The 19,451-nt window shown below is 56.6% G+C and carries 10 protein-coding genes; 2 read left to right on the forward strand and 8 right to left on the reverse strand.

Annotated features, from left to right (window positions below):
• Positions 1–156 precede the first annotated feature (156 nt).
• The 5 genes from EU557_RS01130 to EU557_RS01150 form a co-directional block, all read right to left on the reverse strand.
• Positions 157–3,024 (reverse strand): TIM-barrel domain-containing protein, encoded by a 2,868-nt coding sequence (locus tag EU557_RS01130; RefSeq protein WP_135528585.1) that lies wholly within the window; start codon positions 3,022–3,024, stop codon positions 157–159.
• Between the two features lie 120 nt (positions 3,025–3,144).
• On the reverse strand, positions 3,145–5,424 hold the full coding sequence (locus tag EU557_RS01135) for a glycoside hydrolase family 3 C-terminal domain-containing protein (RefSeq protein WP_210115958.1): 2,280 nt from the start codon (positions 5,422–5,424) through the stop codon (positions 3,145–3,147).
• Between the two features lie 142 nt (positions 5,425–5,566).
• The gene (locus EU557_RS01140; RefSeq protein WP_135528586.1) at positions 5,567–7,210 is read right to left on the reverse strand and encodes a carboxylesterase/lipase family protein; all 1,644 of its coding nucleotides are present in this window, start codon (positions 7,208–7,210) and stop codon (positions 5,567–5,569) included.
• A gap of 191 nt (positions 7,211–7,401) precedes the next feature.
• Complete coding sequence (locus EU557_RS01145; RefSeq protein ID WP_135528587.1) at positions 7,402–8,886, reverse strand: RagB/SusD family nutrient uptake outer membrane protein; 1,485 nt, start codon at positions 8,884–8,886, stop codon at positions 7,402–7,404.
• A gap of 61 nt (positions 8,887–8,947) precedes the next feature.
• Positions 8,948–12,112 (reverse strand): SusC/RagA family TonB-linked outer membrane protein, encoded by a 3,165-nt coding sequence (locus EU557_RS01150; RefSeq protein WP_135528588.1) that lies wholly within the window; start codon positions 12,110–12,112, stop codon positions 8,948–8,950.
• Between the two features lie 619 nt (positions 12,113–12,731).
• Between EU557_RS01150 and EU557_RS01155 the strand changes: the two genes are divergently transcribed.
• Positions 12,732–13,520: an NUDIX hydrolase gene (locus tag EU557_RS01155; protein ID WP_135528589.1), complete on the forward strand. Its 789-nt coding sequence runs from the start codon at positions 12,732–12,734 to the stop codon at positions 13,518–13,520.
• A gap of 49 nt (positions 13,521–13,569) precedes the next feature.
• Here the strand turns inward: EU557_RS01155 and EU557_RS01160 are convergent, their stop codons facing one another.
• The 3 genes from EU557_RS01160 to EU557_RS01170 form a co-directional block, all read right to left on the reverse strand.
• Entirely contained in the window at positions 13,570–14,898 is a 1,329-nt protein-coding gene (locus tag EU557_RS01160) for a gluconate:H+ symporter (protein WP_135528590.1), read from the reverse strand.
• The gene (locus EU557_RS01165; RefSeq protein ID WP_135528591.1) at positions 14,895–15,410 is read right to left on the reverse strand and encodes a gluconokinase; all 516 of its coding nucleotides are present in this window, start codon (positions 15,408–15,410) and stop codon (positions 14,895–14,897) included. Before EU557_RS01165 ends, EU557_RS01160 begins: the two co-directional genes overlap by 4 nt.
• Before the next feature lie 513 nt (positions 15,411–15,923).
• The gene (locus tag EU557_RS01170) at positions 15,924–17,255 is read right to left on the reverse strand and encodes a Gfo/Idh/MocA family protein (RefSeq protein ID WP_135528592.1); all 1,332 of its coding nucleotides are present in this window, start codon (positions 17,253–17,255) and stop codon (positions 15,924–15,926) included.
• Between the two features lie 405 nt (positions 17,256–17,660).
• Here EU557_RS01170 and EU557_RS01175 point away from each other — a divergent pair, with 405 nt between their 5' ends.
• Entirely contained in the window at positions 17,661–19,178 is a 1,518-nt protein-coding gene (locus EU557_RS01175; protein ID WP_135528593.1) for a TolB family protein, read from the forward strand.
• The last annotated feature ends 273 nt before the right edge of the window (positions 19,179–19,451 follow it).

Consider the following 19,451-nt stretch of genomic DNA (forward strand, 5'->3'; position numbering starts at 1 on the left):
TATGTACAGTTGCTCCCGGAAGTTGGGCTATTACTCTTGTTGCTGCTAGGCCACCTGCTTCTGCTGATCCAATCAAATAAAGCAGCCTTACGTGCGGCATGGTAGTGCCACGCGTGAGGCTGCTTTATCCCTTGCGTTTATGGGTAGCGCTTTACTCTATTCCATCTTCACAGAAACGGCATTGCCATCGTAGGCCACTGTTTTGGCGGGAGCGGCTTCGAGGTTGAAGGTGGTCGGCCTATCCTTGCTCACCCACACTACATTGAACTTGCGTTGCGCAGCCATGCCGGGGAAAGAGCCTTTTCGGGCGCCGATGGTGAGCGTGCGTGACTTCTCGTTGTAGGTGAACGGGATGGTAGCCGAAGCACCTTTTTCGTAGTTGTAGTTTACGTTTTCGTCTTCGTAGAGCGAGAACTCCCCATCCTTGCCGGTGTAGACATACAGGGTAATGGGATCAGGCAGCTTCTCGGCGGCGTACTGAATTTCGGGGCCGAATGGAATGATGGAGCCCTCCTTCACGTACAGCGGCATCTGTTCCAGGGGCGCTTCCACCGTGAGCGTCTGGCCGCCGGCTTGGTACCGGCCGGAGTAGAAGTCGAACCAGCCTGTGGTGGCGGGTAGATAAACCTGCCGGCTGCGGGCCTTGTACTCGGTGATGGGCGCCACCAGCAGATTAGGGCCGAACAGGAACTCATCGGCTACGTTGCGGACGGCGGCATCAGCCCCGAAATCCATCACTAAGCCCCGCATGATAGTGGAGTTCTGGTGGTGGGTCTGGCCGGCCAAGGAGTAGATGTAGGGCATCAGCCGGTAGCGCAGCTTGTTATAGTACAGCATGCTCTGGTAGGCGGGGTGGCCGGCCGGCGCAATGTTGTAAATCTCGCGGAACGGAAACTGCCCGTGCACCCGGAACAACGGGCAAAATGCGCCGTACTGGTACCAGCGTGTGTTCAGCTCGCGCCACTCTTCCAAGTCAGTAGCGTTGGGCTTCTCGTAGCGGCGCTCCACCGCAAAACCGCCGATGTCACTAGTCCAGTACGGAATGCCCGACATGGAGAAGTTGAGCCCGGCTGGAATCTGGTTCTTGAAGTCTTCCCACCGCGAGGCAATATCGCCGCTCCAGATGGCAGCCGCGTAGCGCTGCGAGCCCGCGTAGCCGGAGCGAGTGAGCAGGAACACCCGCTGGTTAGGCGCCGTCTGGCGCTGGCCCTCGTAAATGCCCTTGGCGTTTTGCAGCGGGAAGGCGTTGAAGTACTGCGTGGAAGAGCCCAGGAAGGTGGGGTTCATCAGCTCCTTACGGGTCTGCACGTTGGTGTTTGAGTAGATATCGGGCTCCGAGGCGTCCATCCACCAAGCGTCCACGCCCTTGGTGAAGAGCTTGGTGTTCATCAGGTTCCAGAAGGCCTGCCGCGCCTGGGGGTTGAAGGCGTCGTAGAACGTGGAGGTATAGCCGGGCGCAATCCAGTCTTTGGTGCGGTTGGCAATGTTGCGCGGGTACAAGTAGCCCTTGGCCTTGAAGTCGTTATATACCGGAATACCCTCGTAGATCTTGGCCCACACCGAAATCATGAAGTGCAGGTTGTCGCGCTCGTGCAGCGTCTTGATCAGGGCGTCGGGGTTAGGGAAGCGCGTGGGGTCGAACTCCTGGCTGCCCCACTCGGCCGGCTTCCAGTACGACCAGTCGAGCACGATGTTGTCAATCGGAATCTGACGCTTGCGAAACTCGGCGCCCACGTCCAGCATCTCCTGCTGGGTTTTGTACCGTTCCCGGCTCTGCCAGAACCCCAGGGCCCACTTAGGCATGATGGGTGCGGGCCCGGTCAGCTGCCGGTAGCCGCTGATTACTTCGTCGGGAGTATTGCCCTGCACGAAATAGTAGTTCAGGTCGTGCCCTGCTTCTGACCGAAAGCCGTACTCGTTCTGGCTCTGGCCGGTCAGGGGGCTCAACCACCTCAGCCCCAGGTATGATTCGCCGCCATCGGGGTTCCACTCTAGTTTGATGGGGTACTTCTGCCCTTTCACCATCTCGAAGGCAACCACCGAGGTACCGGGGTTCCAGGCCTGCCGCCACTTATCTACCACCAGCTTGCCCCCGATGTAGAGCTTCACGTAGCCGGCGTTCTTGAGCAGGAAGTGGTGCAGGCCAGTGGTACCCGACTCAATGCTGCCCTCCCAGCTGGCCAACACGTCGCCGAGCTTTACCTCAGTTGGGAAGTTTTTCTGATCCTCCAGGTACTCATAGTTCAACACCGACTCGGGGCGCTGCACTACCACTTGGCTGGGCTTGTTGCGGTTCACGTAGGTAGCCGTGAGCCAGCCCGGGGTGCCATCCTTGGAATAGAGCTTTAGGGTGGAAAGGGGCTCGTAGTCGCGCGTGTCGCCGACTTTGGTGATGGAGTAGTTGTCCCAGAGGATGCCGTAGTTTTTGCTCGATAGCAGGAAGGGCACCGCTACGTCGGTGTTGTTCTGGGCTAGCTCCACCTGTTGGCCTTTGTAGTTCATGGTGCCGTTTTGGTGCTGGCCTAGGCCATACAAGCCCTCATCGGCGGGCGACTCAAACACCTGTTGCACTTGGTAAAACTGCTGACCATCGGCCACGGTGGGCGTAAAGGTTTTGCCGCCGTTTTTGCGCTCCTGCAGGATAGGCCTACCCTTGGCATCGGCAAACTGAACTTCGCCGGTAGTCAGCGAGATGGTAGCAGTCAGGGCATTGGTGCTGAGGATACCTTGCCCCTTTTTCTCCTTGTACTGCCACTTTACGGGCTGCCGCCCCTGCTCTACCACCATCAGGCTTTTGCCCGGCGACAGGGTATCCAGGGGGCTGGCCTGTACGTGCACAATTTTATCGGAGACTACCTGCAGTCGAATGGTGCGCGTGGCCTGCTCATTAGCTGGCGTGAGGTGGATGAGTATCCCATCGGCCTGCTTTTCAACCTTTGTTTTTGGCGCAGGCCCGGCCCACGCCTGGGAAAGAAATACAATACTTAGCAGCGAAACGTGATAAAGGCGTTGAGATGATAGCATACGGGAAGGAAGAAATACGGAGTAGGTGGCCTAGCAAGCTCACAGCCAAAGTACTGTAAGCGAGCGAGGCCAGGTGACAGAAGTAAAAAAAAGGGGTGGCCTAGGCCACCCCTTTTCAGGTTAGAGCGTTACGTTGCCAGTCAGCCGGATGTCGCGCGAAGAGCTTCCCACAAGCACATCGAACTTACCGGGTTCCAGCACCCACTGCTTCTTACCTTCATCGTAGTACTGAAAGGCGTTCTGGTCCAGGGTCAGCGTTACCACCTTCGATTCGCCGGGCTTCAAGAATACTTTCTCGAAGCCTTTCAGCTCCTTCTCGGGGCGCTTTACGCTGGCTTTTTCGTCTTTCACGTACACCTGCACCACTTCGGCGCCGGCTGTTTTTCCATCATTGGTCACCGTTAGCTTCACAGTGGCACTTTTACTGCCAGGCGTTACGCTTAGGCCACTGTATTTAAACGTGGTATAGCTCAGGCCGTGCCCAAAGGCAAACTGGGGTGCTACGTTATAGGTATCGTAGTAGCGGTAGCCCACGAAAATATCGTCTTTGTAGGTCTGTTTCAGCGGGTTGCCGGGAGTGCTGGGATATTCGCCCAGCTTGTGGGCCGGGGAGTCTTCCAGCTTCACAGGGAAGGTGAAGGGCAGCTTACCCGAAGGGTTCACATCGCCGAACAGCACGTGGGCAATGGCGTTGCCGCCTTCCATGCCGGGGTACCAAGCTTCCACAATGCCCTTGGTTTGTCCGGCCCACGCCGATACGTCAATCGGGCCTCCACCCATCAGTACCACCACCGTATTGGGGTTGGCTTTGAGCACGGCCTGAATCAGCTCATCTTGCCCGAAAGGCATTTTCATATCGGGCTTATCGAAGCCTTCTGCATCATAGGCATTGTCGCTCCACTTAGTGTAGTCGTAACCGTGGGTAGAACCGCCTACATATACCACCACATCGGCAGCTTTGGCGGCCGCTACGGCCTCAGCAATCATCTGCGGATCGGCCTTTTGGTCGCGGGCAATTTTGTAGCCCTGGGCGTACGTGATGTTCACCTTGTCGCCCAATTCATTCTTAAGGCCCTGCAGCGGGGTAATCTCGTACTTGGCCTTTACCTGTGCACTGCCCCCACCCAAGGAGTTTTCGCGAGTGGCGTTGTGACCGATAACGGCAATGCTTTTTACCGTCTTCTTCAGGGGCAGCATGTTGCCCTCGTTTTTCAGCAGCACAATGCCTTCTTCGGCTACTTTTAAAGCTGTGGCCTGGTGCTCCTTGGTGTTGTAAGCGCCGGGCTGACGCTTAGCACCATCCATCATGTTGGTGGCGTACATCACGCGCAGAATGCGCCGCACTTTGTCGTCGAGGAGGGGCTCAAGAGTCTTGTCTTTCTTGATGGCTTCCAATGCCGCATCGGCGAGGTAAAACTGGTCGTAGATAGTGCGCGAAGCCGAAGGCCCCCCGGTGGCGGCACTCTGGTCTACGCTCTTGTACATCAAGGCCAGGTCGGTGCCCATCTCCAGGTCGGTACCGTTGCGCAGGGCATCCTGAGTGTTGTGCACCGAGCCCCAGTCGCTGATTACCAACCCCTGGAAGCCCCACTCCCCTTTCAGAATGGTGTTCATGAGGTAGGCATTCTCGGTGGCGTATTGCCCCCGAAACTTATTGTAGGAGCCCATGAGCGTGTGGGCACCGCCCTGCTGCACCGCCGCCTTGAAGCCCGGCAGGTAAATTTCACGCAGGGCCCGCTCGCTCATCTCCACGTCAATATCGTTGCGGTGCTCTTCCTGGTTGTTGGCCGCGTAGTGCTTCACGCTAGCCGATACGCCCTGGTCTTGTACGCCCCTGATGTAGCCCACCACCATCTTGGAAATCAGGTAGGGGTCCTCGCTCATGTATTCAAAGTTTCGCCCATTCAGGGGAGCCCGCACAATGTTGATACCGGGCCCCAGAATGATGTCTTTGCCCCGGAATCTGGCCTCACTGCCCAGCACTGTGCCATAAGCGTAGCCCAGCGTGGGGTTCCAGGTAGAGGCCAGCGTGTTATTAGTGGGCATGTAAGAACCCGCATCGTTAGCCCCTTTTACCCCCTTCCAGTCGCGGCCCTGTTCCGGGCGCACCCCGTGCGGACCATCAGAGGTCATGATTTCGGGAATACCTAGGCGCTTGATGCCGCCGGCCGCAAAAGCTGAGTTAGCATGCAGCATGGCCACCTTTTCTTCCAGCGTCATCTTCTTGATGAGCGCATTGATTTTAGCATCGTTGACCGTTAAAGCGGCTTGCCGGTTCTGACCTGCTGGGGAAGTCTTAGCGGAAGTCGATGGCTTGGTTTGGGCCGTGCTCAAGCTGGTCATAGCGCAGAAAAGAGTGGTGCCCAGAAGAGCCGTTATTCGTGAGGATGGGTAGGACATGCAGAGGAAATGATGAGTTGAAAGGCGCAGCTAGGCCAGGTGCGCCAGGAAAATCTTCCCTGGCTACCAGCAAAAGCCGCAGTATTGGTAAGTGCTCGTGGAGGTGGCCTAGTGGCAGCTCTTACCCCGTTGAGCGCGCCGGCTACTTCGTGGCCAGCTTATCGAGGTACTCATAGCGCGCCCGATGCGGGTCGGGCTCTACGCGGGTGTTTACATCAATGTGCATCACGGGCACCTGCGCGCCAGTAGCAACGGGCCAAGTAGGTAGGCCACTGCCATTGGGGTTGCCGGTCTTGATGAAGTTGGTGAAGTAGCGCTGCATCGTATCCGACACTTTGTAGTCGTCGGGTGTCCAGGCGTACACTTTGTTGGTAGCCAGGTTGCCGAGGGCGTACTCAATTTCGGCGGAGTGCACCGCACCACGAGCGGGCGGCGCTTTTGGGGCCGACTCCGGCTGCTTCACCACGCCGCCGGCGAGGCCCGCCGTAGCATTGCCCATTTCGGGGGTCATGGCTGGGCGAGGCCGCGAATACAGGTAACGGTACACGGGCTGCCCGCCAGTCTGGCTGTGCGCATCGGCCCACTTCCAGGTGCTGTAGGCAATAAACCGGTCGCCGGCTAGGTCGGTGGCGGCTTGCTCGGCCTCCTGGGCCGTGGTGGCTGGGTAGAGCTTCAGCACCTCCTCGGCCTTATCGCCATACAGCTTGGTTACGGCCTTGCGAAAGTTTTCCGGCGTGGGCGCATCCTGGCCTAGCAGGGCCTGGTAGCCCATTTCTTGGGAGTTCCAGCCCACCAGCAAGGGCACGTGGGCCTGTTGCCCCGCGGCAACCGTTGCCGTAGGCGTTTGCGTGAAGAAATACCCATCAACAGTGGGTGCAAAACGTGGTACACCTGGCTTGCTGGAAGCCTCCAGCAGCTGCTGAGCCGGAATAGCCCGCAGTGCGGCCAGAGAAGTAGCGCCTTGGGTAGTGGCAAATGCCACACCGTTCTTCTCACCCTCAGCCAGTGGCAAAGGACCAAAGCCGGTGTTGAGCATGGAGCCGCTTTCCCCAATAGCGCCCGCAAATAAGTTCTTCGACAAGGGCGACACCATTTGCGCGCTTACCGACATGGAGCCCGCCGACTCACCCGCAATGGTTACCCGCTTGGGGTCGCCGCCGAAGGCAGCAATATTCTGCTGCACCCAGCGCAGAGCCGCGCTCTGGTCCAGAAAACCGTAGTTCCCGGAGGCCTTGTTCGGCGACTCTTTCGTGAGCTCGGGATGGGCCAGGAACCCAAACACTCCCAGGCGGTAGTTTACCGTTACGGCCACAATACCGCGCTTGGCCATGCTCTCGCCGTCGTAGCGCGGCTCAGAGCCATCACCCGCCACAAAGCCGCCGCCGTAGAAATACACCAGTACCGGCAGCTTCTCCTGCCCCGACTTGGCGGGCGTCCAGACGTTGAGGTAGAGGCAATCTTCGCTCACCCCATTCGAGCGGAAATTCATGTCGCCAAACAACGCAAGTTGCATTGCCCGGGGGCCGAACTGTTTGGCCTGCCGCACGCCAGTCCACTTTTGTACGGGCTGGGGGGCGCGCCACCGGAGTGGCCCTACCGGCGGTGCCGCGAAGGGCACGCCCTTAAACTCGTGTATCCCGCTGGGCGCCGTGGCACCTTCTAATTGGCCAGTGGCTACCTGCACCCGGTTAGTTGCTAGGCCACTGGCGGAAGCATTTTTGGTTTGGGCTCCCGCCAGTGGCACCAGCTGCACGGTTAGCAGCAACAGAATCAAGGATGTTTTCATGCTCAAAAAGATATGTGGTTAAGTACATTGAAGCTGCGCTGGTGGCCGTGCGGCTCAGTCGCCGGAACCAGTCAAGCTCATGCATCAAGGTAATAACCCAGGGTCATACTTTAGGGAGAAGCAGCGTCCGGCAGCTAGACCCCACTCCTCCCTATCGTATCTGTTAGGCTGTTGCAGCAGCCTACCCCATTTTAGTAGCCAGGGTTTTGCGTCAGGTTCGGATTAACGTTGATTTCAGCCTGTGGAATAGGCAGCAGCACGTTAAAGTCCTGGATGGCCTTACCCTGGGCGCGCATCGTGGAGATAAGCTTACCCGTCCGCTTCAGGTCATACCACCGGTCGTTTTCGAAGGCCAGCTCATTGCGGCGCTCCTGCAGAATGGCATCCTTAAAGTTAGGCGTGGCGGCCGTCAGGTCGCGGGCCGAAGGGGTGTTGATGGGCAGGCCAAATGCCCGGCGGCGCACTTTATTTACGGCCTCCAGTCCTTCGGCATTCGGCCCCACGGCCTCGGCCAGAATCAGGTACATCTCAGCCAGACGTAATACTGGCACGTTCAGCGGCGAGTCCCAGATGGTGGTATTCACCTTGCCTACGAAGAACTTCTTCACGTTGTAGCCGTTGGGCGAGCCCACCAGTGTAGCGGGTTGCACGGTACCGTCGGCGTACACGAAGCCGGGACGGATGATGGTAGCATCCAGGCGCGTATCACCGTTCTCATACCCGCGCACCAGGTCGGGCTCCGGAACGTTGAAGCCATAGCCTCCGGCTGGCACTACATAAATAAAGCGAGGACCCCAGAAGTCGTTGCCAATGAAGCCGGGGCCATCGGTAGAGTATGTATTGAGGCCTGACTTAAACTGCACCTCAAACAGCGACTCGCGGCCATTCTCGTTTTCAACTTTAAAGTTGTCGGCGAAATTGGGCCACAGGCTCTTGCCCGAACCCGAAATAACTGCGCGGGCCTGGATGGCCGCGTTCGGCATATCGCCTTGGGTTAGGTACACCTTGGCCAGCAGGGCCGTGGCCGACCATTTGTTGGCACGCCCTACGTCGTTGCCGGTGTAGTCGGTAGCAGGTAGCTTGGCAATGGCATCGGTCAGGTCTTTGATGATCTGGGCGTATACCTGTGCGGCGGGCGTGCGGGTAACGTTAGCTACCTCGCCGGGGCTCTGAGCCGGCGTAAGCACCAGCGGCACGTCGCCGTAGCCGCGCACCAGGTAGAAGTAGTACAGCGCCCGCAGGAAGGCGGCCTCACCGAGGCAGCGCTGCTTCAAGGCCTCGTTCATCTGAATATCTGGCACCCGCAGCAGCACTTGGTTGGCCTGCCCGATGGCGAGATACGCCCGCTGCCAGTGCCCGGTAGTGAGCGGGTTGGTAGTTGGGATGGTGAAGTTATCGAGCTGCTGAAACTCAATACCGTCGGCAGCTCCCCCGCCCCCGGTGTTAGAGTTATCCGACATGATGTCGCCGATGCCCCACAGTGCCTGGTTAAACATGCCGCTCTGGTTGAGCTGCGAGTACACGGCGTTGGTAGCCTGAATGGCGTCGGTTTCGGTTTTGTAGAACGTTTCAGTAGTAACCGCGTCGCGCGGCTGCAGGTCCAGGTAATCTTCGGTGCAGCCTGCCAACAGGCCTAGGGTCAGCAGAGCTGCGCACGCGCTTTTTGTATGTATCATGGGTAGTGTGTCGAAAACGGAAAGTGGGAATTAGGCTTGCGTGGTAAGACAGCCGCAGCTCTTAGAAGCCAATGTTGATACCAGCCAAGAAGGTGCGGGCCTGCGGGTAGATACCGCGGTCGACGCCGAAGCTGCCGCCCTGGTTACCCAGCTCTGGGTCGAAGCCTTTGTATTTGGTGAAGGTGAAGAGGTTCTGGGCGGTACCGTATACCCGGATGCGCTCAACCCCAAACTGGCCTAGCAGCGTTTTAGGCAAGGTGTAGCCCAGCGTCACGAGCTTCACACGCATGTAAGAGCCATTTTCGAGGTAGTGGCTAGACACGCGCAGGTTGCGGTTGGGGTCGTTGTAAATAGCCCGCGGAATGTTGTTGCTGGTGCCGGGTCCGGTCCAGCGCTCCAGGGTAAGGGTGCTGGAGTTGGCTGCTCCGTATAGGCCACCTTCGGTGTAGTAACGGTTCAGGTTGTACACGTCGTTGCCCTGTGAGCCCTGCAGGAACACATTCAGGTCAAATCCACCGTAAGTGAACGTGTTGTTCAGGCCGTAGGTGAACTTGGGGTTGGGGTTGCCGAAGTAGGCCTGGTCGGCACTGGTAATCTGTCCGTCGCCATTTATATCCTTGAACTTAATGTCGCCGGGAGCGGTACCCGACTCCTGGTAGAAGCCAGTTTTGGAACCTGCGTTCAACGTCCGGAGCTCTTCCTGCGTCTGAATCAGCCCATCGGCGATGTAGCCATAGAAGGAGCCGAATGGCACCCCAGCAGCGTAACGCACCAGCGTTTCACCACCCCGGATAGTCTGGCCAAAATACGGCCTGCCGCTTCCCAGTGAAGTAATCTCGTTGCGGTAAGCTGAGAAGTTGAGCGTAGTAGACCACGTGAAGCCGCTGTTGTCGCTCACGAAATTGTTGGTAGTAACGGCTATGTCAATACCCTTGTTTTTAGCCGACGCAGCATTGGTGTTTACCGCTTCCGTGGTGCCCGTTACGGCCGACACTGGCACGCCGGCAATCAGGTTAGGCGAGCGGCGCGTGTACAGGTCCAAGGCAGCCGTTACACGGTTCTGGAACAGGCCTAGATCAACACCTACGTTAGTCTGCTCGTTGATTTCCCAGCTCAGATCGGGGTTTTGCAAACGCGTGGGAGCGGCACCGGTTACGGTAGTCTGCGCCCCCGTGCCAAATACATACTGCGTGCCCGTGCTAGAGTTGATGGTGGAGAGGTAGCCGAAGGTGCCAGCGTTAAGCGGGTTACCCACGCGGCCGTAGCCCACCCGCAGCTTCAGGTTGCTGATAGTGCTGTTGTCCTTCAGGAAGCCTTCCTCCGAAATGCGCCAACCAGCCGATACACCGGGGAAGAAACCAAACTTCTTGCCCCGCTCAAACGCCGACGTACCATCGTAGCGCGCAATGGCCGAGAACAGATACTTGCCCGCAAACTCATAGTTCAGGCGGCCAAAGTAGCTGGCCAGACGGCTGCGGCTGTTGCCGCCGTAGTTACCTAGCTGAGAGTTCAGTGGGCCCCGGTCGAGCACCTGCAGGTCGTTGCGGCTGTAGCCGGTGCGGCTGGCTCCCAGGTAGTTGTTATCAAATTGCTGCGACGACTGGCCTAGCAGCAAGGTCACTTGGTGCTTGCCCGCAAAAAGCTTGTCGTAGGTAGCCGTGTTTTCAATCAGATAGCTCGGGTTGTAGTTCGAGCTGCTCTGCAGGCTGGCATTGCCGGTAGTGTACTTGGCAGATCCCTGAATAGAGGGGTAAAAGCGGTTTTGCTGGTCAAACACCAAGTCGGCGCCCACGTTGGTGCGGAAGCGTAGGCCACTCACGGGCTCTAGTTCCGCGTAGAACGTGGTCAGCACGCGGTTGCGGAAGTGCTTGATGTTAGGGCGAAGCGCGGCCGTTATGGGGTTTTCCTCGCCGTAGTTATCGGCGGCCGTGTACTCATAGAAGCTGCCGTCGGGGTTGCGGGCGGGTGCCGTGGGGGGCGCTTGCAGGGCTAGCTGGATAATGCCGCTGAACTCGTTGTTAGGGGAGTTTTCTAGGCGCTCATTATAGTGCGTGAGGGCCAAAGTGTTACCCACCTTCAGCTTTTTATTCAGCTGCACCTCACCGTTAGCGCGCAGCGTAAAACGCTCGAAGTTCGTCCCGATGATGGTACCATCTTGCTGGAAATATGTGCCGCTTAGCGCGTAGCGGGCCTTCTCACCGCCACCAGTAGCCGAAATGGCGTAGTTCTGGATTTTAGCGTTCCGGAAGATTTCATCCATCCAGTTGGTGCCCTCTCCCAGGGAGGTGGGGTTTGCATACTTGGGGATGATTTTCTCGCCCGCTGCCGTGCGCGACTCATTGTTGAGGGTAGCAAATTCCTGGGCATTCAGCAGGTCCAGCTTGCGCCATACTTGCTGGGTGCCCACGTAGGCATCCAGGCTGATGTTAGAAGTACCGGCCTTACCCCGTTTGGTAGTGATAATTACTACCCCGTTGGCTGCCCGCAGGCCGTAAATAGCCGTGGCAGAGGCATCCTTCAGCACGTCAATCGTCTCAATATCATTAGGGCTGATATTGTTGAGGGCTGTATCATCACCAGGAGGCAGTGGAAAGCCATCTACCACATACAAGGGGCTGTTATTACCCGCCGACGTGATACCACGCACCCGAATAGAAGTACCACCCGAGCCACCTGGTGCGCCAGAGTTAGACACTACTTGCACGCCCGCTGCGCGGCCCTGAATGGCCTGGGCAGCATCTGGTACGGGCTGAGAGGCAATTTCCCGCCCCGATACCGAGGCTACGGCTCCCGTTACGCTCTGGCGCTCTTGGGTGCCATACCCCACTACTACTACTTCTTTCAGCGCTTGCGTGTCTTCGCTGAGTGAAACGTTTAGGGCGGTGTTTGCGCCCGTCACGGGTACTTCCCGGCGGTTATAGCCTAGGTAAGTGAATACCAGCGTGCTACCTTCCGGCACATTCAGGCTGTAGTTACCGGTGGCATCGGTGGTGGTGCCTTGGGTAGAGCCTTTCACTACTACCGTCACGCCAGGTAGCCCTTCGCCATTCGCTTGGGTTACGCGGCCCGATACTGGCACATCGGCCAGTACCCGCGAACCTGCTGCCTCAGGCATGGCATCTGGCCGCGCCATGGCGGCGGCTGGTTGTACAAACGATTGCAGACTGCCCGCGGTAACTAGCGCAGCGCTTCGCAACAGCAGCTTTTTGTAAGGAACTGTACTCATAGAGGTGGGATTAGAGGTGACTTACTGTGGGAATACTTAATGCTAGCGCACTAGCAGAGAAGCCAGATGAATACTCTAATTGGGCCAATGACCATGGGCTAGATTTCTCTAAAGAATCATGCATAGGTATGGCTGCACAGCTCCTACTGTTTTACAAATACTTGATAGCCAAATACTTACAAGAACAAAAAAGCAGTGAAATCCTAGCGAGCTACCTGGGGAGTAGCCGAGTTGCAACTAGGCAAGGCTGACGGGTTAGGTCAGGCAGGGAAATAAAATGGGGTACTCAGTGCGGGTGTGCGGACGCGGGCGAGAGTAGTGCAAGATTGCAGCCCGATAAAAAAGCGGAGGTTACTGCAATCGATATAGGTAATGAAAAGCGTATTTATGACAGAGGGCTCATACTAAGCGCAAGCCGTACTGTTACTACTGAGAAATACTTCTCCATACTTGTATGATAATGTGGTGGGAAGGAAAGGTGGATAGAGCGGGTACTATGTTTTTTAATACAGAAATTGCAGCCTTTCAGGGAACAAGAATGTCATTCTGTATTATCGACGGAATAAATGTAAACACTTTTCGGTAATACGTACATTCTACACAATAAAAATTTCCACCCATGAACACCCGCCAAGAAGTTCTGGACTTTGTTCATCACGGCCACGAGCGTTATTTACCGCATCTCTCCATCGATTGCGTCATATTTGGGTACCATGCGCATCAGCTAAAAATTTTGCTAATTCGGCACCACGGCCACGACAACTGGAGCTTACCCGGCGGGTATATTGCCCGTGATGAAGGTGTTACTCAGGCGGCTTACCGTATTCTGGCCGAGAAAACGCAACTCACCAACCTGTTCTTGCAGCAGTTCTACGTGTTCGGCGACAGTGCCACCCGCATGAACAAGATCAAGACCCAGGAAACCCACAACCCTACTTACTCCAAGGTAGGCGTAGCCATCGACGACAACCATTGGCTCTCGGAGCGTACCCTATCCATTGGATACTATGCCTTAGTGGACTACCTGAATGTAGTGGTGAACCCAGAGCTATTGGTGGATGAGTTCTGCTGGCAGGAGGTGACGGAAATCCCACCCCTAGACTACGACCACAACGAAATTGTGCAGAAGGCACTCATGACGCTCCGGGCGCAGATTTATCAGCAGCCCATTGGGTACAACTTGCTGGCCGATAAATTCACCCTCCCCGAAATTCATGCCCTCTATGAATCCATTTTGGGTCGGCAGTTCGACCGCCGGAATTTCCGCAAGAAGCTGCTTACGCTGGGGCTGATTCGGCAGCTGGACGAGCAGCGCAAAATTGGTCCGCACCGCTCGCCCTACCTGTATGAATTTGACCACGACAACTACCAGAAGGCGCTAGAAGAAGGAGCCGTTCTTGCACTCTAACCCGCTGCCAGTGGCCTAGCTTTACTCATCGCACCTATTACCCCCTCTCTTACTGGCCTAGCAATGGCAGGGCCCAGTTCAGGAGCAACACCCCCAACAGTCCTACCACCGACACGATGGTTTCCATCATCGTCCAGGAGCGTAGCGTGTCTTTGGCGGAGAGGTTGAAATACTCTTTGAAGAGCCAGAAGCCAGCGTCGTTGAAGTGCGACAGTAACAGGCTGCCCGCGCCAATGGAAAGCACCATCAGGTTGGGGTTGGCGTGCGACTGGGCCATGGTGGGTAGCATTACGCCGGCTGCCGTGAGACCCGCAATGGTAGCAGAGCCCAGGCACACCCGAATGGCCGCCGCAATCAGCCAGCCCAGCAGCAGAGGCGGCAACCCCGTGCTCTGCAAGCCTTGGGCAATTTCACTGCTCACGCCACTGGCTACCAGCACTTGCTTCAGGGCACCGGCCCCGCCAATAATGAGCAGAATAAGCGCCACATCCTTCACTGAGGCAGAGTACGCATCCATCACGGCTCCCATAGGCTTGCCTAGGCCAGTACCCAGCGTGAAGGTGGCTACCAGCACCGACACAAGCATTACCACCGAGGGCTCAGCCAGGAAGGTTAATGCTGGCGCCAGCGGCCCCCCGGGCGGCAACACTGCCTGCAGGCCTAGCACCAGCACCAGCAGTAGCACCGGCAGCAGCGACGACAGGAAGCTATTTAAGCGCCCAGGCAGGGCACCTTCGGGCAAGGTTTCCGACACAAAGCTGGCTAGCGGTACCGATACGATGCCCCGAAGGGTGAGACCGTACACCGGTCCGGCCAGCACAATAGCCGGAATGGCTATCAGCAAGCCGTACACGAAGGTCAGGCCCATATTGGCGTGAAATTGCGCTACCAGGGCTGTGGGCGACGGGTGCGGCGGTAGGAACCCGTGCATAACCGAGAGAGCAGCCAGCATAGGCAGGCCTACGTACACGGCGGGCAACCGATACTTGTATACCACGGAAAAGATCAGCGGGATCATCAGCACAAAGCCCACGTTATAGAACAGCGGGATACCGATGATAAAGCCCGTCACCATCATCGTCCATTGAATGTAGCGGGTACCGAAGGCTTGGATTAGGACGGCGGCAATTTGCTGAGCGGCGCCACTTTCGGCCACTATTTTGCCCAGCATGGCTCCCAGTATAATCACAATCAGCACCGAGCCCAGCGTGTCACCCAGCCCTTTGTATACGGCCGCCATTAACTCATGCGGCGGCAGGCCTAGGGCAAAGCCCGTCCCGAGAGTGACTAGCAAAAACGCTAAAAATGCATTGACCTTTCCCCAGCTGATGAGCCCAATCAGCGCCAGTACTGCCAGCAGAACGATGAGTAGTATCATGCTGGCTGCTTCGCTGAACTAGCCGCTACTATTTGATTTACTAGGTCTTGGGGCGTGAGATCCTGCGCAAGTTGCAGCCGCAAACCATACATGGGTGGCTCTAGGGTATTCAGCTGCGAAGCCAGCATTTGCTGGGTCATGTAGTGCCCGGTGCGGGCGCGCAGCCGCTCACTCAGTAGAACTTCCGAGCCATCTAAAAACACCCACTGAATGGGATGGGTAGCTGCCTGGTTGAATTGCTGCCGGTACTTCTCTTTGAGCGCGGAGCAGGCTAGCACTGCTCCATCAGCCTTACTCCACTCTCGCACGCTGGCTGCTAATTCATCCAACCAGCCCTTGCGGTCTTCATCGGTGAGGGGTGTGCCACCGCGCATCTTAGCAATATTGGCCGCCGAATGGAAATCATCGGCGTCATGAAACGGGAGGCCTAGCCGTTCAGCCAATAATTGGCCAACGGTGGTTTTCCCGCTGCCCGATACGCCCATTACTACATATACCGTGTTGTCTTGCATGCTTTATTGGGTGGGAGTGTAAATCAGTTCGAGAAGCCAGCTGGCAGACTGCGCGGAAGAATGAGCTACGAAGCCCTATTGCGTAGTTTAGACGGGTTAATGTAGTAAACTCTTCAGCTAAAACGTATTTCGTTTGCTATAAGCACGTCTCCACCTCATAGGATACTCGTCCTATATACTATACTTTTCCCCTAAACAGACGAGCCAGACCTAGTATTTGCTGCTGCCGCTCTAGGCCTCTTTCCGAGGTTGGCACGCCCCTGACTTGGCTACGCCATGTGCATATCAGCTGTGTAAAGCAGTCGTAATCATGTACACCTTCGTGCAGGGTGTCACCAAAGCTGACTTGCTTTCAACGTACTATTCTCACACCAGCACATGCCCACAAAAAAGTCTGCCCAGATCACTCCGGGCAGACGTTGGTTAAGGCATTCACGCTCTTCTGTCGGCTATACGTTAAGTCAGCTATTCATTCGTTTCAAATTAACTCCACTTACGTTACTGGCCTAGTGCCTACACTCGCTGGGGCTGAGGCTTCAAGGAAGTGAGGTCGGCTATTTTAATGGGCTTGCCGGTATCAATGCTTTTGCGCGCGGCAATACCGATCAGGATAGCCAATGCTCCATCACGGCTTTTAGCCGCCTGGTGATATGGGTCGTGGCCATCGGGGGCGAAGATCTGCTTACGCAGGCGCACATCTCCCCCACCGTGGCCTTCCTCAGTATTTGATAGTTGGATTAGCTCCCGCTTGCCAAAGTTGGTAGTCACCTGAATCTCGTCGAAGGGCTCGGCTTCCCAAGGCTGCTTTTCCTTGATCCAGGCATCAATCTTCCCCTTGGTCCCATTAAAGGAAATGCGGTAGCCTTCGTAGGGTGAGTACGCGGTAAGCGAGTAGCTCACCTGCACGTTGTTGGCGTACTTAATCTGCACGGCCATCTTATCAAATATGTCAATATCCTCGCGCCACACGCAGCCGTCGCGGTGGTAGCCGTCGTACTTCTCGTTCTCGACGTAGAGCTTGGTTAAGCGCTCATCCTTGGTGATATCCCAGTAAAACTGGCACTTGTCTTTATGCGGGCACGGGCGGCAGTGGGTGTAGCGGAAGGAGTTGTTCTTGCCATAGAAGTTTAGCTGCCCATTGCCGTATACCTCCTCCGGGTCCGACTCCAGCCACCAGTTCAGCAAATCGAAGTGGTGGGAAGCTTTGTGCACCAGTAGTGAGCCGCTGTTTTGCCGCAGCCGGTGCCAGCGGCGGAAGTAGTCGGCGCCGTGGTGTACATCAAGGTACCAGTGAAAATCGGCAGAGGTAACATCCCCGATTACGCCGCTGCGCAGCAGCTCATAGATCTTCTGGCGGTGCGGAGAGTACCGGTAGTTGAACGTCACCTTCACGTTTTTGCCCGTACGCTGCTCTGCCGCCAGAATAGCCTCACACTGCTGCTCGTCGGTGGTCATGGGCTTCTCCGTAATGATATTCGCCCCATACTCCATGCCCTTGATGATGAACTCACTGTGGGTGGCATCCACGGTAGTCACGATAAGCAAATCGGGCTTGGTTTGCTTCATCATCTGATCGAAGTCGGTGAAGGTGGGGCACTTCACGCCCAGCATCTTCTTGCCCGTGGCCAGGCGGCCAGGGTTCTTGTCGCAGAGGCCTACAAATTCTACTTGGCCGCTAAACTCCTTGAGCACGGGCGTGCCCCACATGCCCAGGCCTCGGTGGCCTGTGCCCACCATAGCCACGCGGGTTTTCGTGCCCGCAATTGCCGAAGCCAATACGTTGTCGGCGAGCAGGGTACTAGCTAAGGCTGCCCCCGTTTGTTGAATAAATTTTCTTCGATGCATGGGAATTTTAGAAAGGAAGAGAGCAAGAATATAGGGTGAGCTAGGCCAGATACACTTTCCTGACACCCCATGGCGCCTTAGCTACTGGCCTACGCAACCCCATTTATCTTCATTAAACTGAAACTATTATGGCTTACATGCAGGTGGGCCGGCCGTTTTATTTATGCAATCGTTCCCGGCAACGTTGTCAGCTTGTTAGCTATATTACCGGCCCAAGCTACCGGTAGGCTCGTTTTCTAGAGTTGGCCTTCAACTGCAGCGCCGAGGGCGGCCTTTGGATCCAGTAAAATCAATTGCGCTCAATTGCAGCCAGTGGCGTTACTTACAAGAGCTTAAAGGTTTAACTCCCACTCCTGCCGCAAGCTCTCCCTGTATTTACTATCCCCATAATGCGTCGAAGTACTTATGAGAATTTCTAGCGGCACCCTCGTACTTACCTGCTTTGCCATGCTGTTTTCTGTGGCAGCAAATGGGCAGCAGCAACTTGGTGTGTTTGCGGAGCAGCAAAGCATTGGCAACGCGGCTAAACCAAGTCCTGCCTCTTTCACCCCAACTTCCCAGATCTATTCGGTTTCCACCACCGGCCCGCGCAGTAAGGCCGATGCGCCTGCTGTTCAATACGCCTACAAGAAGCTAACCGGCGACTTCCTGCTCTACGCCCGCGTCAGTTTCACTGGCTCCGGCAAAGCCGACGCACATCAGCGCCTTGGCTGGCTGGTTCGTAAGAGTCTCGACCCAACGGCGGCTCAAGTGGCCCTTGCCACGCAGGGCAACGGCGAAACCACACTGCGCTACCGATCCACTGCTGGCGCTGCCTTCCAGCAAATCCGCTCCGCCGTGCCGCAGGCCACGGTGCTGCAACTCGAACGCAAAGGCACCACGTTTACGATGCGCGTGGCTCAGTTTGGGCAGCCCTTTGTAGTGGCGCAAACCACTAGCCTTGACTTGGGCGAGGAGGTATACGTAGGCCTGTTTGCTGAGTCTGATCAGCCGGGCACTACTGCTACTGGCACCTTCCGGGATGTTCGGGTGGTGGTGCCGGCCCCCGATAATCTGGTGCAGTACCGCCAATATTTAGGCAGCCACCTAGAATTGCTGGATGTGGCAACGGGCAACCGCGAAATCATCTACACTTCTCCTAAGTCGCTGCAGGCCCCTAACTGGACGCGCGACGGTCAGCACCTGATTTACAATAGCGAGGGACTGATGTACAATTTCACGCTGGCCTCGCGGCAGGTGCAGCAGATTCCTACCGGAGAAGTCCGCAATAACAACAACGACCACGTGCTTTCCTTTGATGGCACCATGCTGGGCCTCAGCAGCGGCGTAGATCAACTGGGCGGTTCCATTGTGTACACGGTGCCAGTGGCTGGCGGCACACCCACGCAAATCACGCCCCGCGGACCTTCTTACCTACATAGCTGGACGCCCGACGGCCAACACCTCCTTTTCACCGGGCAGCGCAACAACGACTTCGACATCTACCGCGTGCCGGCGGCCGGTGGGCCAGAGGTCCGGCTTACCACCGCTCCTGGCCTAGATGACGGCGCCGAATATACGCCCGATGGCCAGTTCATCTACTTCAACTCTAACCGCACGGGCACCATGCAGATCTGGCGTATGAAAGCCGATGGCAGCCAGCAGCAGGCCGTTACTAACGGTGACTTCCAGGACTGGTTTCCGCACATTTCGCCCGACGGCAAGTGGATTGCCTTTCTGTCCTTCTTGAAAGACGAAGTACCTGCCGGCGACCATCCTTTCTATAAGCACGTGTACCTGCGCCTCATGCCCATTAGCGGGGGCACGCCCAAAGTCATTGCCTACGTGTATGGCGGACAAGGCACCATGAACACGCCCTCCTGGTCGCCAGACGGCAAGCGGCTCGCCTTCATTAGCAACAGCCTTGATGCCGCCAGTCGCTAAATAGGCCTAGCGTACCTCGCAGATGCGTTAATCAAAGCTGAACATGCAGGGGTCTTTCATCCTACAAAACGCCATGATGTTCCGAGACGAAGTATCTCTACTGCTGCTACGTACTGGCCTAGCACCACACCGGAATAGTAGATGTCTGCTTAGGGCAGCCTTTGGTTTAACTCTGCTGTGATACCCACGCTATTTGTTTCCATCACACGTTGATTCAGGCTCGCAACAGGAGCTTCCATATTATTCAAACTGTAACTTCTAGGCCACTCCCCT

The sequence above is a fragment of the Hymenobacter wooponensis genome, from assembly GCF_004745865.1.
Lineage (GTDB): Bacteria > Bacteroidota > Bacteroidia > Cytophagales > Hymenobacteraceae > Hymenobacter > Hymenobacter wooponensis.

What these genes read in the sequence shown, in the direction of transcription:
- EU557_RS01130 (WP_135528585.1), bottom strand. Translation starts at nt 3,024, where the DNA reads ATGCTATCATCTCAACGCCTTTATCACGTTTCGCTGCTAAGTATTGTA.
- EU557_RS01135 (WP_210115958.1), bottom strand. Translation starts at nt 5,424, where the DNA reads ATGTCCTACCCATCCTCACGAATAACGGCTCTTCTGGGCACCACTCTT.
- EU557_RS01140 (WP_135528586.1), bottom strand. Translation starts at nt 7,210, where the DNA reads ATGAAAACATCCTTGATTCTGTTGCTGCTAACCGTGCAGCTGGTGCCA.
- EU557_RS01145 (WP_135528587.1), bottom strand. Translation starts at nt 8,886, where the DNA reads ATGATACATACAAAAAGCGCGTGCGCAGCTCTGCTGACCCTAGGCCTG.
- EU557_RS01150 (WP_135528588.1), bottom strand. Translation starts at nt 12,112, where the DNA reads ATGAGTACAGTTCCTTACAAAAAGCTGCTGTTGCGAAGCGCTGCGCTA.
- EU557_RS01155 (WP_135528589.1), top strand. Translation starts at nt 12,732, where the DNA reads ATGAACACCCGCCAAGAAGTTCTGGACTTTGTTCATCACGGCCACGAG.
- EU557_RS01160 (WP_135528590.1), bottom strand. Translation starts at nt 14,898, where the DNA reads ATGATACTACTCATCGTTCTGCTGGCAGTACTGGCGCTGATTGGGCTC.
- EU557_RS01165 (WP_135528591.1), bottom strand. Translation starts at nt 15,410, where the DNA reads ATGCAAGACAACACGGTATATGTAGTAATGGGCGTATCGGGCAGCGGG.
- EU557_RS01170 (WP_135528592.1), bottom strand. Translation starts at nt 17,255, where the DNA reads ATGCATCGAAGAAAATTTATTCAACAAACGGGGGCAGCCTTAGCTAGT.
- EU557_RS01175 (WP_135528593.1), top strand. Translation starts at nt 17,661, where the DNA reads ATGAGAATTTCTAGCGGCACCCTCGTACTTACCTGCTTTGCCATGCTG.